Annotated in this window: 14 protein-coding genes; 3 read left to right on the top strand and 11 right to left on the bottom strand. The window is 34.8% G+C overall.

The genetic code is table 11. The features are described from left to right. Nucleotides 1-17 precede the first annotated feature (17 nt). Nucleotides 18-1,196 carry a serine hydrolase domain-containing protein gene (locus tag AC0L3Q_RS13160; RefSeq protein ID WP_473279915.1) on the bottom strand — a complete coding sequence of 393 codons (1,179 nt, stop codon included), beginning with the start codon at nucleotides 1,194-1,196 and terminating at the stop codon, nucleotides 18-20. A gap of 110 nt (nucleotides 1,197-1,306) precedes the next feature. Beyond that, nucleotides 1,307-2,383 carry a helix-turn-helix domain-containing protein gene (locus tag AC0L3Q_RS13155; RefSeq protein ID WP_473279913.1) on the bottom strand — a complete coding sequence of 359 codons (1,077 nt, stop codon included), beginning with the start codon at nucleotides 2,381-2,383 and terminating at the stop codon, nucleotides 1,307-1,309. Nucleotides 2,384-2,513: 130 nt separating this feature from the next. On the opposite strand from AC0L3Q_RS13155, the gene AC0L3Q_RS13150 reads away from it, so the two are divergent. Further along, complete coding sequence (locus AC0L3Q_RS13150) at nucleotides 2,514-3,707, top strand: FG-GAP repeat domain-containing protein (protein WP_473279911.1); 1,194 nt, start codon at nucleotides 2,514-2,516, stop codon at nucleotides 3,705-3,707. Between the two features lie 138 nt (nucleotides 3,708-3,845). Here the strand turns inward: AC0L3Q_RS13150 and AC0L3Q_RS13145 are convergent, their stop codons facing one another. From AC0L3Q_RS13145 to AC0L3Q_RS13130, 4 genes are all read right to left on the bottom strand, one after another. Further along, the gene (locus AC0L3Q_RS13145) at nucleotides 3,846-5,039 is read right to left on the bottom strand and encodes a serine hydrolase domain-containing protein (protein ID WP_473279909.1); all 1,194 of its coding nucleotides are present in this window, start codon (nucleotides 5,037-5,039) and stop codon (nucleotides 3,846-3,848) included. A gap of 62 nt (nucleotides 5,040-5,101) precedes the next feature. Further along, entirely contained in the window at nucleotides 5,102-6,931 is a 1,830-nt protein-coding gene (locus AC0L3Q_RS13140) for a serine hydrolase (RefSeq protein WP_473279907.1), read from the bottom strand. A gap of 213 nt (nucleotides 6,932-7,144) precedes the next feature. Next, nucleotides 7,145-8,965, bottom strand: a complete 1,821-nt coding sequence (locus AC0L3Q_RS13135) for a serine hydrolase (RefSeq protein ID WP_473279905.1) — start codon at nucleotides 8,963-8,965, stop codon at nucleotides 7,145-7,147. Nucleotides 8,966-9,114: 149 nt separating this feature from the next. Continuing rightward, nucleotides 9,115-10,251, bottom strand: coding sequence for an alpha/beta hydrolase-fold protein (locus AC0L3Q_RS13130; RefSeq protein WP_473279903.1), 1,137 nt, complete (start codon nucleotides 10,249-10,251; stop codon nucleotides 9,115-9,117). 186 nt (nucleotides 10,252-10,437) lie between these two features. Between AC0L3Q_RS13130 and AC0L3Q_RS13125 the strand changes: the two genes are divergently transcribed. Both AC0L3Q_RS13125 and AC0L3Q_RS13120 read left to right on the top strand, forming a co-directional pair. After that, a complete protein-coding gene (locus AC0L3Q_RS13125) occupies nucleotides 10,438-11,445 on the top strand; it encodes a sensor histidine kinase (RefSeq protein ID WP_473279901.1) in 1,008 nt (335 codons plus the stop codon). Beyond that, a complete protein-coding gene (locus AC0L3Q_RS13120) occupies nucleotides 11,442-12,137 on the top strand; it encodes a LytR/AlgR family response regulator transcription factor (protein ID WP_473279899.1) in 696 nt (231 codons plus the stop codon). The genes AC0L3Q_RS13125 and AC0L3Q_RS13120 overlap by 4 nt, the downstream gene beginning before the upstream one ends. Nucleotides 12,138-12,214: 77 nt before the next feature. Here the strand turns inward: AC0L3Q_RS13120 and AC0L3Q_RS13115 are convergent, their stop codons facing one another. The 5 genes from AC0L3Q_RS13115 to AC0L3Q_RS13095 all read right to left on the bottom strand — a co-directional run bounded on the left by AC0L3Q_RS13115 (nucleotide 12,215) and on the right by AC0L3Q_RS13095 (nucleotide 16,665). Beyond that, complete coding sequence (locus AC0L3Q_RS13115) at nucleotides 12,215-13,372, bottom strand: CHAT domain-containing protein (RefSeq protein ID WP_473279897.1); 1,158 nt, start codon at nucleotides 13,370-13,372, stop codon at nucleotides 12,215-12,217. Next, nucleotides 13,312-13,944 carry a hypothetical protein gene (locus AC0L3Q_RS13110; RefSeq protein ID WP_473279895.1) on the bottom strand — a complete coding sequence of 211 codons (633 nt, stop codon included), beginning with the start codon at nucleotides 13,942-13,944 and terminating at the stop codon, nucleotides 13,312-13,314. The genes AC0L3Q_RS13115 and AC0L3Q_RS13110 overlap by 61 nt, the downstream gene beginning before the upstream one ends. Nucleotides 13,945-13,951: 7 nt before the next feature. Next, the gene (locus AC0L3Q_RS13105; protein WP_473279893.1) at nucleotides 13,952-14,212 is read right to left on the bottom strand and encodes a hypothetical protein; all 261 of its coding nucleotides are present in this window, start codon (nucleotides 14,210-14,212) and stop codon (nucleotides 13,952-13,954) included. A gap of 747 nt (nucleotides 14,213-14,959) precedes the next feature. Further along, nucleotides 14,960-15,634: a LytR/AlgR family response regulator transcription factor gene (locus tag AC0L3Q_RS13100; protein ID WP_473279891.1), complete on the bottom strand. Its 675-nt coding sequence runs from the start codon at nucleotides 15,632-15,634 to the stop codon at nucleotides 14,960-14,962. 8 nt (nucleotides 15,635-15,642) lie between these two features. Beyond that, nucleotides 15,643-16,665 carry a sensor histidine kinase gene (locus tag AC0L3Q_RS13095; RefSeq protein WP_473279889.1) on the bottom strand — a complete coding sequence of 341 codons (1,023 nt, stop codon included), beginning with the start codon at nucleotides 16,663-16,665 and terminating at the stop codon, nucleotides 15,643-15,645. Nucleotides 16,666-16,830 lie beyond the last annotated feature (165 nt).

Raw genomic sequence — 16,830 nt, 5'->3', positions numbered from 1 at the left:
TTAAAAACCTATCAACACTATAATTGAACAACTAGATCTACAAAGTCAACAAAAAAATCGGTTTGATAATTAAACCCTTCATGGTCTGCGCATCTAATGGCTACTATGTTTTTTTCTGGAACAATGACTAAGTAATTTCCTCGGTATCCATCAGCATAATAGGCTACGATCGCGTCACTATATATGCTTTTGCTCCATCTTAAATCCGAACCCAAATTTTGATTCATAGTTGTACTCCATTGTTCTCCCAATAGCTGTCTTAAATCATCAAAAAACTCATGTTTACTAGTATAACGTTTGTTTTTTAAGGGTTTCATTTTCTGAAGAAAGGATGGACTAACATTAGCATCTTTCCATGTTTTCCAAATGCTTTCATCAATAATTCTTCTTTCAAAAGCCGGTTTTCGCCACCATAACAAACCAAATCTTTGGTCGAATTCTTGTCCTTGTTTGAAGGATTCTTTGATCCAGGATTCGCTAATTATTCTTTGGCCGTTATAAAGTCCTTTGTTTAAAAGCAATATTCCAAATTTTATCAAATCATCCGGTTGTATAACAAAGGCTCCATGAGTCGTTGGGTTTCCTGATTCATCTTGAATCCAATCATAATTTGCAATGCTCATCGGTTTGTAGAATTCATCGATAAAAAAATGATCAAAACGTTTTCCTGATGCCTTTTCAACAATCCCTCCTAATAAGGCAACAGCTTTGTTGTTATAGTCAAATTTTTCTCCCGGAATGTCTGAAAGTTCGGCAGCAAGGGCCAGATTAATGATATTTTTAACCTTATAATTAGGCGCTGGTTCTAATTCGACACTTGCATTTTGATAGTTTTGAATTCCAGAAGTATGATTTAGTAGCATCCGTATGGTGATATCTTTTTTCTTGCCTTGTTTCCATTCTGGGAATAAAGTATATACTGGTTGATCTAAGGAATCCAACTGTTTACTGTCGATAAGCTTTCCTATGGCAAGGTTTACCAATGATTTCCCTGCAGAAGCAATGTAGATAGGTTTATTTTCTTTATTAAAGTAGTCCTTGTATATGGTTTTGCCATCTTTGATGATGATAACCGCATCAGAATGTGTTTGTTTTGCTTTTGCTTTAATTTCATTTAAAATGTTTTGATCAACATGTTGAGCAAAAACAGTTTCAGCATATATGACTAGCAGTAAACTTATGATAAGAAAGCGCATAGATTTTATGATTTAAGTTGTTCACAAATCTAGCAACACTCCTTAGCAATAAACGTTTTTAAACATTACAGAGGATACAATGCAATGTATTTAGTCGTTTTTTAAGTTTCTTAAATACTCTTTGGGTGATTTTTTTGTACTCTTTTAAAAATTCTGTAAAACGAGGTGTAATTTTTAAAGCCACATTCACTAACAATATAATCTAATGAATAGTTTTTGTAAGCACCATTGTTCAATTGCTCAATAACTGCTTCCAAGCGGTACTCATTAATGTAATCATAGAAATTCTTTTCAAAACCTTTATTGATAACCATCGAAAGTTGAGTTCGATTCCAATGCATCAAATTAGCTAATGTAGGTAAGTTCAAATCTTGATTCAGATAGGGTTTATATTTCGTCATAAAAACTACTAACTCGGCTTTTGCAGCTTCTACATTCTGTTGTTCAATGGTTTGTTTTGCTTTGCTTTGTAGATCCTCAAAGCTTTCAACTGGCTTTAAGTTAACTAGAGAAATCAGTATAAAATGTGGTACTGAGGAAAAGATAATGAACAATAATTTATCTATAACTCTAGAATTTGTATCTACATATTGAAGTAACAATGAAATGGGGATAGCACTAATGCATATACTTGCCAAAAACACCAATTTGTTAGCAAACAATTGCAACTCGATATGATTATTAGCAGATGTGTTTAACAAAAGAGTTTTGTGTTTTCGATTGGCAATAAACGTACGAACAGAATAATACATAGCAAATAGCAGATACAACAAGACTATCCATATGGGGTCGGTTATCCCTTCGCTATAGTACATATTCAACTTATCAGTATCACTCATCAGTATTGTCGGCATGAACACAAAGAGCATTACTGTTGGGAATATAAAGTGTAAATACCAATAGTTTGATTTACTGTTGAATCGATTTTGAAAAACGTAAACTAAAGGAAGAATCCAAAAGAATAAAGGACTGGTAATGAATAATAATTTGGGATAGTTGGCTTCTAAATCCGAAAATCTAATGATTCGTTCAAATAGTATCAAGATGACACATACCAAAAACACCTTGATCCATAATGCGTATTTAAACGCATAACGGTTACTATTTAACACCAAAAAGAAGATGGCGAAAATAGCATTAATAATACCGCTAAACAGAATTAAGGAAGACCAATCGAAGGAGATCATATTTAAATCATACTTGTGCCATCTAAAGTAAGCTTTTTGGAGGAATAACAACGGTATACCTTCTCCTCCACTTTTACCGTTTTAAATTCATTCTAAAATAGCTTACATTAGCAAAAAACCACACAAATCGATGAAAAAGAGTCCTATATTCTTGCTAATGTTTGGGATTATGCTCCATGGGCATAGTCAAGAACAAAAAGCTACCGTTTTGTATACTGATGCTACCCTAACCCACTTGCCATTTCAAGATCTGCAAGCCCTTTCTATGGATGCGGGAATTGCTGATCTGGACGGAGATGGAGATCCTGATATTTTGATCGCCAATGAGCATAAACCTAATATCTTACTCATCAATGATGGGAAAGGAAAGTTCACCAATGAAAGTAAACGTATTCCTCAAATTGCTCATGATAGCGAGGATATTGGTATTGCCGATTTTGACGGAGATGGAGATCCCGATATCATTGTGGTGAGTGAAGATGATAAAACCAACGAATTGTATCTCAATAATGGAGATGGTACCTTTACTGATGGTGGAGATCGAATTCCTGTAACTGGAACCTCAAACTCGGTGGTGGTTTATGATATAAACAATGACGGGGTTCCAGATATACTCATTGGTAACAATGGCCAGAACAATGTATTAATTAATGATGGTAAAGGGCATTTTAAAGATGAAACCCTAGAGCGTTTTGGTGCATTTACGGATTTAACCCAGGATCTTACGCTATGCGATATTGATATGGATGGGGATCAGGATATACTGGTGGCAAACGAAGATGCCAATCGCATATTGGTAAATGACGGCAAAGGTTTTTTTAAAGATCAATCTGCAGATCGGCTGCCCTATCGCAGCGAACCTGAAGAAACCAGAGAAGTGGTTACCGCGGATATTGATGGCGACGGAGATCTGGATATTTTATACGGAAATGTGCAGGCCTTTGTACCCAATGCCTTACGACAGAATCGATTGTTATTGAATGATGGAAAAGGATTTTTCTCAGACATTACCATTACTCACCTCCCCAAAGATGAACACCGTTGTTTTGGAGTCGCTTTTTTGGATATAGATCGTGATGGGGATGTTGATATCATGACGGGGAACACCAGTGGCGCTCGATTTGATGGGGATAGCCCATTTAGTGTATATATTAATGACGGCAAAGGATCATTTTCTGATGCTACAGGTACCTTTATGCCCGCATCTATCAAAGGAAGAGGATTTGATATCGACTTTGTGGATGTAAACGGTGATGGTATCCAAGATCTATTCTTGAGTAATCGAGGTTCTCAGGATTTTTTGCTTTTTGGGAAGAAAGGGTAATTACCAAGAAAAATTGGGAATTCTAGAGATTCACCCAAAGGGACTGTTTTTGTTGCTTTTTGTTTGTGTTGCAAGCCAATAAAAGTAGGATTCCCATAAGTGAGAATATGATGAAATACGGTTTTTTCATTGTTTATGTTATTCATTTATAAATGCTGGTAATACTCGCTCTGCGATGATTTGCATATAGTTGGTATCGTTATCATGAGCGGTATGTACTACCATCAAATCTAATTCGTCGATCAACACCACAAACTGACCATACCCTCCTTGTGCTGATCTGGCAAAATAACTTTTATCCCCGCATTGTAGGTTGGCACTCCACCAGAAATACCCATAGCCCTGTCGGGATACATCTTTACCACCGTAATGTAGTTCTTCATCACCGGTATACAAAATTCTACTTGTGGCTTTTTTGATATAGGCTTCCGGGATCAACTGTTCACCATTCCATTTTCCTTTGTTTTTGGCAAGGGTTCCAATTTTTACCATATCCCGAGCGGTGATACTGGCTCGGCTTCCGGATTGCGGTAGCCCATTATCTGCAGTGGGCCAACCATAATTGGTGATGCCCATTTTGTTTAGCAATTCCTTTTGAATAAAATCTTTGGCAGATCCAGGTACTACGGCATCGATCACTTGCATCACCAAGGCAGCGTCACCACTATATTTAAAAGTTTGGGCAGCAGAGGTAATTGGGGTACTATTGCTCAACCAGGTTCGTACTTGCTGCTGTCCTTTGAGCATATCTGGGTTTTTATCAAAAGTCTCTCGTTGCTCATCGGTTAAACGTATACCAGAACGCATGGTCAAGGCCTTATGTAAGGTGATTTTTTCTGCGCCCATCACTAATTTGGTGGAATCTACATCTTTCAGAAAACTGATCAAAGGTTTATGTAGGTCTTCCATGTTAAGATATCCCAACTGGATCGCACGACCCAGCGCTAAACTAGTATATCCTTTGGTGGCAGAGGCTTGTGGATGTGGTAAATTAATACGACCGCGGTTGTAATACGATTCAAAGATCAGTTTTCCTTTGTGAGCAATAAGAAAACTGTCGTATCTACCATGTAGACTATCGGCAATTTCTTTGGCAAGGGTTAGAATCATTTTTTGATTGCCCCCGTCCACTCCTAGTTTTCCTACAGGGATCTTGTCCTTTTTTGCCTTGGGTGTAGCATCGATAAAGGCATTTTCCAGATAAGGAATATCGCGAAACGAACCTTCGATCTGTGTTGCTATGGCCTCTGGGGCATGATCTTTTTGTTGGGCAAAACTGTTATGTATTACTATAGAAAGTAGTATGAGTAGTAATCCTATTTTGTTTTTCATGTTTGTAATGGTTTATCAATGTTTGACCGTGGTGTAGGTACTGGAAGAAATGAAAGTTAGTTTCATTTACTTTGTTGTAACTCCTCAAGTTTATGTCGGGTACCGTTGTTTTGAGGATTCAATTGCAGTGATTTGGTATAATTCAAAATAGCCAGATCAGTTTCACCTATTTTCGCACAGGCTTCTGCGTAACTATCATACACTCTGAAACTATCTGGATGGAGCATCATATTTACTTTGAAAACATCTTGTGATAATTTCATCCTATCGTCATGAAAAAAATCGTAGCCTAGATCATTTAAATAGTCTTCGGTAACGGTAAGATAGGTTGAGTCTTGTTCTTTTAAGGCCTTATAGGCATTAAGTGCGCTGTCGAAGTCGCCTTCTAGAAGGAATTCTATAGGTTCTTTTTTATCGGTATCTACTTTATCAAAAGCCAAAGCTATGGTTCCATCGTTTCTATTTATGTACTCTAAATTGAGCGTTTCGTTTTCAGAATTTGGTTTGAATTGTATCAGTCGACTAGAGTTTCTTCTCACAAAACTGCTATCTGAAACTTTGACGAGTTCTTCTGCCTCTACGTCAAGGATATTTTTATAGAATAGTTGATTATCCTTTTGAAAAACCCTAATAATCCTACCATTATTGATATATCTACCTATAATTTGATCTGCTAAGGACTGTTCAACTTCTATTTTTTTATGTACTGGAACCAATTTGTCCCAATCATAAGCCAGAGCTACAGCCCGAATCACTTCAGCATTAAATTCTGGGAACGTAGAATTAGTGAACACTACCACACCATAACCTTTGTCTCTATGGGCCATAATCTCCCCATAAAAACCTGTATTCCACCCGTGATGCCTTAAGTAGATCTCTTCGTTTCTATTAATGAGCTGAAAACCTAACCCCAATGTAAATGACCAACCAGGATTACTCACTCCATAGGGTGTTCCCATTAATGTTGTCAGATTTTTTGATAATCCTTTAGTAGGCTTTCCATTTAGGGTTTGCTGTACGTTGGTTATAAATTTAGCATAGTCTTCAGCAGTTGTCCATAATCCATCTGAAGCCATTGACGGATGAATTTTTCTTCCATCTTTTACCATAGTGCCATCTTGTAAATAACCTGTTGCTGCCTTCGTTAATTGTTCTGTGGTAAGCGATTGATTAAAAGTGCTATTGTTCATTTCTAAGGGTTGTAACACGAGTTCATGCATGATCTCAGGAAACGTTTTCTCCCCAACATCCAACATCATTTGTTGAATAGGTACATAGCTAGCATATGCAAAACGAACACTTTCGTCAGGTTCTTTATTTACGGTAAGAGGCTCGTTTTTGGCAGGGGAAGTTCCGTTTAAGATTTCTACAAGTGTTGGGATTTTGTCATTTATATGATATGACCCTGTCCCTCGAGGATGTATTCCGGCAGAATGATTCAAAAGATTTTTTATGGTGACTTTCTTTTCTTTGGTAAATTCATTTTCTGGGACTTTCCAGGATTTTAAATAGCTATTAATGTTTTGATCCAGATCTAATTTATTTCGTTCTACAAGACATAATGCTCCATAGGCAGTTACCGGCATACTGGTTGCTGCTGCCTGGAAAAGTGTTTGTGTGGTTACTGGGGTTTGACTTTCTTTATCCACAACACCGTACCCTTTTGTCCATACAATTTCACCATTATGTATGACCGCAATACTCATACCCGGAATACCATAGTGTTTCATGCGTTCTTCTATAGTCCATGTAGAATCTCCTTCTATATGTACCCGAGTTGTAAGACCAGTTTCTACCTTTTTGATCTTATCAAAGGAAGTATCCGTATTCGATTCTTGCACACATGATTGAAAAAGAATTAGGGTTAAAAGAATGGAGATGACATTTTTCATATTCTGATTTTTTTATTTAATGATTAATTACGGAGAGGCTTTGCTTTTTTAGTTGGATGTTGAATAAAAGTATAGCATAATTCACCTTTAACACTATAAACAGGATAAGTGCAACGATTAAATGATGACCGCATTTCGTCATTGATAACTGGTTTTTATAAAGAAATTATGGGGATTTGTAAGTGTATAGCATATACTAGATGAAAATTGCTTTCATTCACTTTTTTGTAACTCCTTAATTTTATGTCGGGTGTTGTTGTTTTGGGGATTCAATTCCAAGGATTTGGTATAATTTAAAATTGCCAAATCAATTTCTCCATTTTTTGCACAGGCCTCTGCATAACTTTCGTATACTTCGAAACTATCGGGATAGAGCACTATATTCACTTTGAAAACAGCTTGTGCTAATGTCATTCTATTCTCACGTAAAAAACGATGTCCTAGATCATTCAAATAATCTTCAGTAACAGTAAGATAGATTGAATCTTGTTTTTTTAAGGTTCTATATGCATGAAGTGCATTGTCAAAGTCCCCTTCAAGAAGGAATTCTACAGGTTCTTTTTTATTGGTATCTGCCTTATCAAAAGTTGATACTATAGTTCCATCATTACTGTTGATATAGAGTAAATTGAGGGTTTTATTTTCAGAATTTGGCTTGAATTGTATAATCCGACTAGAATTTCTTCTCGCAAAGCTATTATCTGAGACTTTGACTAGTTCTTCTGCCTTCGAGTCAACTATATTTTTATAAAACAGTTGATTGTCCTTTTGAAAAACCTGAACAATCCTACCATTGTTGCTATATCTTCCAGTAATTTGATCAGCTAAAGACTGTTCAATTTCCATTTTGTTATACACCGGGAAATAATTATCCCATTCATAAGCAAGTGCGACAGAACGAAACACTTCAAAAACAAAAGCAGGAAGCGGAGTATTGGTTAATACCACTACACCATAACCATTGTCTTTATGAGCAGTCATCCTACTATAAAACCCTGTACTCCATCCGTGGTGCTCAAAGTAGACGTCATCTTTCTTATCATAAAGTAAAAAGCCCAACCCATATTGTCCATAACGATTTTTTGAAGATGGGGTAAGCATTAATTCTGCCATATCTTTTGATAATCCTTTGTTACTCTCATCTTTCAAGGTTTGTTGTATGTTGATTACAAATTTTGCAAGATCCTCGGCAGTCGTCCATAATCCGTTTGAAGCTAATTCTGGGTAGATATGCCTTTTATCTTTTACCATAGAACCATCTCGTAAATAACCCGTTGCTGCTGTTTTTAATTGTGCTGCGTTAAGTGATTGATCAAACCTACTGTTGTTCATTTCTAAAGGTTGGAGCACTAATTCGTTCATTAGCTCTGGGAATTTTTTACCTTCAATATCCATCATCATTTGTTGAATGATCGTGTAGCCACCAGCTGAAATCCAAAGATTTTCATTAATTGCTTTATCTACAATAACAGGATTTGAATTGGCTGGGGAAGTTCCATTTAATATCTCTAAAAGTGTGGGGACAGGCTCATCTGTACCATATCCTTGGAAAGCGTGCACATTTATTCCGGCAGAATGGCTCAAAAGGTTTTTTAGGGTCACTTTCTTTTCTTTGGTAAATTCACTATCCGGCAATTTCCAGGATTTTAAATAACTGTTGATGTCTTTACTTAAGGTCACTTTATTTTGGTCGACAAGACGTAATGCAGCATAAGCCGTTAAAGACATGCCAATGGTTGATACTTGAAAAAGTGTTTTGTCGGTCACAGGAGCTTTACTTTCTTTATCTAGTACACCGTATCCTTTTGCCCATGCAACTTTACCATCATGTATAACCGCAATGCTTACACCTGGGATACCATAGTGTTTCATACGTTCTTCTATAGACCAGGTGGAATCTCCGGCTATGTGCACTTGATTTGTGAGTCCAGTTTCTACCCTTTTGATCATATCAATGGTGGTATCTGTATTCGATTCTTGAGCAGATGATTGAAAAAGAATGAGGAGGAGGAAGATTGTGGCACTTTTTTTCATTACTAATACCTTTTTAAAAAATTCTTCTTTTGATTTCATTTATGTTCAGTCATTAAGGAGTTTGATGCTTCTGTAGATATTTTTCGTATTTGAGGTGCTCAAAAACCTGAGCGCTCACCCAGTAGATCTTTGATGAGTACATCCAGATTTTAATTTTTGAGTCGTTCTAACAAACGTTTAGCCAATGAATAATCAGGATCTATCGTTAGTGCCTTTTTGAATAAAGTCTTAGCCTTTTCAATTTCCCCTTGATCCCTACGTACTACCCCCATACCTATGTAAGATTCTTTTCCTTCAGGATACACTTGTAAAGCATATTGGAAGATTTTTTCTGCAACCGTTACCTTCTTACTTCGTATTGCATCGATCCCTAGATTCATTATTATAGATATTGGCGGATGTATTTTGTACCCGTATCGAGTTGATAATTGATCAAAATGTTGCGTTAATTTATCCAAAGTAGCCAAATTTTCATAGGGGTTAAAGTCGGGGTATAACGCAAGAAGATACATGGTGAAATCTATGGCTGGTACATGACCTTGATTTATCAATTCATCTACTTTATAGGTGAAATTTTCAGGTTTGTCTTCTTTTAAAACACTGGAGAATTCAGCAATAGTCGTTGTGGTATCTTCACGATCATCATCGCTGTAAATAATGTGTAGGAATCTGTTTTCTGCTAGTGTTTTTAACGGGCCAGTTTTTATTTTTTGTTGAAGCACTATTGGTATGTGCATAAGAGATGGACTGCTTGCGAAGTAGCCATTAAACAGATGGGGCTTATTGAGCAGCGCATAAACAGTGAAAAAACCACTGTTGGAGGCACCATAAAGCACTCTAAACGGGGCTGTACGGTATGTATCGTCAACATACGGTATTAGCTCGGTCTCAAAGAAGTTGATATAACCATCCGGAATTGTTGTATCTTGATTTTTCCTTGTTGGCAACAAAATACTATTTCCTTCGGGTAAATCTACTCCGATGAGTATCATCTCAGGAATTTGTCCCTCACCCATGTAGTCTAGTGTAGAAGCTAACATAGCAAACCGTGCTCGGTAGTCTGAACCCAACATATACAGCACGGGATAGGTTTTCTTGGAACTATCATAGTTCTCAGGTAAATGGATTGATAGTGGAATAGTTTTGTTTAAGACTTTTGAATGAAGTGAAGATATTTCGCCTAAGATAACTACTGGTTTATCAGGATCCTTTTCTGCCTTTTCTTGAGCAAAGACAGTATTTAACACTATAATACATATTAAAGTTAATAATTTAGTGATTTTCATATTTACTCTATTTTTATTACTTGCGATACTAAATTATCGTATAACTTATGTTAAACCATATAAACAGGATAAACACAGCGATTAAGTGATGACCTCATTTCATCATTGATATATGGCTTTTGTAAGAAATTATAGCAACTGCTGCGTATAGATAAGTATCTTTATACCCTTTCAATAAAAACACATATGTTCAACAGGTCCATAAAGAACACCATACTCCTTAATGCAGGCGCCTTTTTGCTGGTGGGTATCCTTGAAATATTAAGTATCTGGGCATCCCGGGATAATTTTGAAACCGCCTATTCTTTTTATATGCATGGGTTTAACTATACCTTGTATATTATGGTGATTATCTGGATCAACCATTTTATTTTTATCCCTTTTCTATTAGATAAGCGACGTTATGTGTTATATGTTATTCTAGTAATTGGGATCATATTTGTAGGTGCGTATATACGAGGGCATGCATACAGCTGGCATACTGTTAATAAGATGTTTTTCTTTTTGATTTATACTACGGGAACGGGTATGGCGGCTTTCTTTTTAAGAAGAAGTATTATCATTCAAAAAGAGAAAAGTGAAAAGGAAAAACTACAAAGGGACATAGAACTCAATTATTTAAAACAGCAGGTCAATCCCCATTTTTTGTTTAATTCCTTAAACAGTATTTATGCGTTATCTCGTCAACAATCCCCCGAAACGCCTGATGTGGTGATGCAGCTATCGGAATTGATGCGATATCAGTTAGAGAGTGCTAAAAAGGATACAGTTTCACTAAAAGAAGAACTAGAATTTATAGAAAACTACTTGTTACTGGAAGAAAAGCGATTGAGTACCCGTTGTAAGATAGAGTTTGTTATCGAGGGACAAGTGTCGGACTTTACCATAGCCCCAATGTTATTGATTCCTTTTGTAGAAAACGCAGTCAAACATGGTGCCCAAAGCACAAACGACCAGAGCACTATAGATATTACTACTACGATCAAGGGTACCGTATTAAATTTTTGTGTGGTCAATTCAAAACCTACTACAGTTACGGCATCCAAAAGAGAAGGAACTGGACTTGAGAATGTAAAACGGCGTTTACAGCTATTGTATCCTGATCACGTATTAGAGATTGAGGATCAGGAAAAAAAATATCGTGTAAATTTAGCTATCGATTTAAAAGCTCCCCAAGCAAAAACTGCTTTATGATGAAAATAGGTATCATAGATGACGAAATACTAGCGCGCAAAGTGTTGGAAGAGTATTGTTCTAAAATTGACGATTTTGAAATTGTACTCAGCACTGGTAATCCCTTGGAGTTTATCAACTTTGCCCAGCATAATGAAGTAGATCTTATTTTTTTGGATATTGAAATGCCGGAGTTGAATGGGATAGAAATTTTGAATGCCATGGTACGTCCGCCTAAGGTGATCTTAACGACAGCTTATTCTGAATATGCGCTGGAAAGTTATAATTATGGTGTAGTAGATTATTTATTAAAACCTATAAAGATCGAACGTTTTTTGAAAGCCATTAACAAGGTCACAGTGTCAACCATTTCGGCACCGAAACAACATAGCGCAAAGGAAGAGTTACAGATCAAACATGATGGAATGCCTGTAAATATTCCCTTTACTTCTATTCTCTATATCCAAAGTTTTGGAAATTACTTGAAGATCTTTACGGATACCAGAATGTACCTGATTTCAGAAACCTTAATCAATATCACTACCTTATTATCAGAGAATTTTCAGCGTACCCATAAATCCTATATTGCCAATTTGGAACGGGTAATCAAAGCCACCCGTACCCATTTGTTGATTGAAGACACCAAAGTTCCCGTGAGCGCAATGTATAAAGTTATTGTTTCCGAAAAATTGGAGGATTTGGCGAAGTTGTGAGCAATTTAAGTTATACTCATTGCTCCTATATCATTTGGCATGCTTGAAATAAAAACACTTCTCAAGAAGTCTTAATACTATAACCCTATTATTTGAAAGGCACCCCAGTACTTTTGAGTTTCAGATTTTTTTGGCAAGCTTTTTTTAACTTTAAGTTGAGCTTTTTTAAATGACTCTCTAAAACTAAGTTCATCTTCAATTAAATAAGTATAAAAGTAACTCATAAATTCAAACGCAATTTTATCGTCGAGTGGCCAACTACTTAAAATTATAATATCTGCACCTGCTACAAAAAATGCCCTTTGTAAATCATAAACACCTTCATAACGTTTAATAGTTTGGTTTTCGGTGCCACATGTAGATAATACGATTACAGACTCTTTTGGTAATGACATTGTAGATATGTCATAGCCAGTTAAGTAACCATCATATATATTGCTATAAGAATGATTCTGCGATAATACGATGGAGCTTCTTATATACTGATTCGGTTGTTCAAAATACGTTTCATATGTAGTCTTTTCGTGGGTGTCATTTACATCCTCCAAATTATCCGTGTGACAAGCAAAATGAATCAAATTAGAAGTGTACATTCCCTTAAAAAAATTACTTTCGGTTGCGTTTTTACCTGATAAGACTATAGGAGAAAGCATGTGTTTTTTCTTATAGATAGCTAAGATTGTATCAATTTCGGGTTGCGCATATTTTAAATCTTCAAAACCGACGTTTTCGCCTTTTCTATTGGTATGTACAGAAGCTCCAATTAACCCTAAACTATAGGTGTATTCCTTGTTGAAACCTTTGGGTGAAGGTTTTTTCATCAGTTGTTTTATTGAAAATATTTTCCGAATGTCTATTTCTTCAAAGAGATATTTATTAGTCCTAACATTTTTTAAAACATCGAGATTAATCAAATTATAAACACCTCCAGAACTAAAATATACGGTCTTAATATTTTTTAGTTTAGCCTTTAATGGAGTCCAATAAATATCATAAGATTTTATGTCTTCTTCCGAGAATTGTATCTTGTTAGAATAGTTTTTGAATGCTTTTGTATCTAATAGTAAGCCATCTTCAATAAGTATTACTTCTGGAGTAATACTATCACTTTTGAGTATTAAAAACAGATACTTAATTTTATTTTTGTCAAAATAATCTTTGAACTTTATTACTTCTACAACTGCTTCTTTTTTTCCAAATTTCCTTTTATGACAGTCCAATCTGTCTTGATCCAATTTTTAAATCTTATTTCTCTGTCTATCATTTTTTCATAACCTGAGATTCTACTTTGGATAGAAGCTGGATATAATTTCAGTTTAGATTTGTACACTTCTTTCGAAAGTCGTCTTTTGGCATGGCGTAGTTCAATTAATGTTCTATTTAAATCTCTCTTTTGTGTTTTTGTAAGTAATCTCCCATTAAATTTTTGCTCTTGAGAGATCATGTATGATTTCAAAATCAAATGACTTTTGAATAAATCTATTGTAATCTTTTTATCCCCTTCGTTAAATAATTTGACACCTAACGAACAATAAATATCAGATGATTTCAGGAAACTTTCCCAATATAATTGCGCACTTCTTGTATCCATTTCTGATGGAATAAGTTTATCATAAATAGAAAGTTGAGATATTGCCGAATTAAACTCATTAAAGGAATTTCTATAGTCCCCTTGATCTAGGTACTTTTTTCCATTAGTTAATTTTGTTATTGCTCCAAACATGCCTTGTGCATCTATATGAGTACACGTAAAAAAGAATACAACCAGGATAGTTGCTTTTAAATGCAGATATCTTTTTATTTTCATCTTAACCTTATTTTTTCTCATAAATAGAGCTTCCAAGACGTATTTTTTCTGAGGTAATTCTAATCCCGGTTTTTGTAACAAAAGAAATTCTCAATATGAATAAACCAATATCGTTTGGAGGATACTTTTTCTCATTTTTTTGAAAGAAAGCTCGTATTTGAACCGTGTCCGATTCCCCAGAATCAAATCGTAACGGATAATGTGATTCATATTGAATCGTCATCTTGTTATTAGGAAGACTTAAATTCCAGAAAACTGTTGGTTTCAATTCTTTAAGATCTTTTCCACCTCTATTTGTTCCGTTAGAAAAAAATCTATTAATTCTATTTCTAACTCAGCAATGAAAATTTCTTGTGGTAATTTATTATGTAAAGTGAAATTTAATAATGGGAAATGATTTTTATCATATTCTTTAGAGTAATGTACAATGTCAATCTTGGAGGCTTTTGTTCTTTTTTTACTTCTTTTTGATTGACCAAGGCAAAGATTTAAAGCAAAAAAAGAAAAAAGAATATAAAAACATATCTCATTTTATGGTGTCTTTTGGTATTAGGTCTTTATATTTTTGTTCTTCTTCTTGATCTGTATTGTTATCATTTGTGGTATTATTTGATTCTATTGTTTCTTCAAAAAACAAAGGCCGCAGAATGTCCTGATATAAACCACCTAGAGTAACTATAATAACAACAATTGCCCACCACTGAAATCTATGTTTTGAGCAATACAAAAACTTGCAATTGTTTTTACATCTCCTAAGGTTTTTAGTTCTTCCAAAACATCTCATGGTATTAAAATCAATTGTTATTGATACTCATGTCAATATTAGTAATCGACAAAACAGATCAAGTAAAGATTTTCTTAAGGAATTCTTTACTTTAGATAATAAATAATAAAGGGGGTACTAACGATTGTAATTATGAGGTATGTAAATATAAATAATTATGTGAAATATTTTAAACTATTATGGATCAAACTTCTCAATTAGTGTAAGTTATATATTCTTATCGGTTTCTTTCTAAAAACAATCCAAAACCGCCTTTTTGAGCCGTACACTTATAGGAATATGATACTTTCCAATACAAATTTGGTTATCTACAATTTTGTCTACCTTGTATTTGGATACAATAAATGATTTATGTGTTTGTATAAAGGTTTCTTCAGGGAGTAGTTCTTTAAACGCCTTTAAAGACATATTAGTAATTATAGTCTCTCCCACTATTATGACTTTGATGTAGTTTTGCATGGCTTCTACAAATAGAATGTCTGCTAGGGCAATCTTTTTCAGCTGTTTGTCACTTTTTACAAAAAGCACATGATCCATAGAGGTATCTCCGAGATAGTGATATACCTTGTTTACTGCCTGCAAAAATCGTTCGAAAGAAATAGGCTTTACCAGATAGTCCAAGACATTATATGAGAAACTTTCTAGCGCATATTCTTCATATGCAGTAGTCATGATGACTGAAGGAGAATTTTGTAAACCTTTTAACCAATCCATACCTGAAACCAAAGGCATATTGATATCCAGAAATATTACATCAATTTGATGTTGTTCCAGGAAGTGATTGGCTTGCAATACATTCTTACATAGTGCAATCACATGTACCGATTCAATCTGATTACAATACTCGGCAATGCCTTCTCTGGCAATGGGTTCATCATCTATAATCAAACAGTTAAGTGGCTTCATTGAGTATATTATAATCGAATAGAAAGATTAACCATATGTTGAGCATTCTCTTTTTGGATACTTAAATGATATTGATCCGGATAGACTAAAGATAAACGTTTTTGCACATTTTGTAACCCTATGCCTCCTACTCCATTTTTAACTATAGATATATCATCATAACTATTGATCACCTTCATACTAAGCTGCTTTGCCTGCTCTTTAATTTGAATATCAATAGTATTACGGTTACTATCGATATGATTGCTGCAATGTTTAAAAGCGTTTTCAATAAAAGGGATTAATAATAGAGGTGCAATTTTTAGTTCAGCGTTTTCGAATTGAATATCATAAATTAAGTTGATGTCTCCGCCTTTACGAGTCTCTTCTATTTTGATATACTTCTGTATATAATCTAGTTCTTTTTCTAACGGAATATGTGCATTACTTTCGTACAATTGATACCGCAATAAACCCGAAAATTGAAGCAAGGTTTCTTTTGCCAAGGTATCATCTTTACCTATCAGATGGTACACACTATTGATACCATTAAATAAAAAATGAGGATTTAACTGTGCTTTTAGATATTTTAATTCTGACTTGTAGGTCTCCTCGATCAACTTTTGCTTGACCTTTTCTGATTTTCTGTATTCAAATTTTATGATGTAGTAAAAACCAGCTGCACTGTATAAAACATGTATAATAAAATTGGTGGTCAAACTTCCTGAAATTAATTCACCGGTAATGTGATACAGGTCATAGACCCAAAAATCCAAGTATGTTTCAATTACCGTAACTAAAACAATGATAACAAGGTTTACCAGGTAAAATCTTATTTTTTGGTTACGTTTATAGATGCTGAGAAATAAAAAAGCTTGAGCATAAAACAATAACGCATTAAAGAAAAGTCCATAGGCGTATGCGTAAGCTAAGCTACCATCACTATAGCTAAAACCATTCCAGTTGAATGCTGATCCAAAAATAACAAACCAATAATTGAGTGACCAGAATGCAATATGTCCGATATATAGTCCTATTCTTGAAGCATTCATTGTATTGTTTTCAACAAAGAACGACAAAATTTATTTGTTGAATTGAGGATCTCAACGTTGATCATCGAATATGCGACGATGATCAAATACCTATTTTTTAATGTCATTTTTTCAATTGCTTTGCTTTCAAAAAGTAGTGTGTTTTGATCTGCAAAAGAACTGTAT

Source organism: Aquimarina sp. KJ22-3, assembly GCF_055808215.1.
This window is presented reverse-complemented; position numbering and strand designations above follow the sequence as displayed.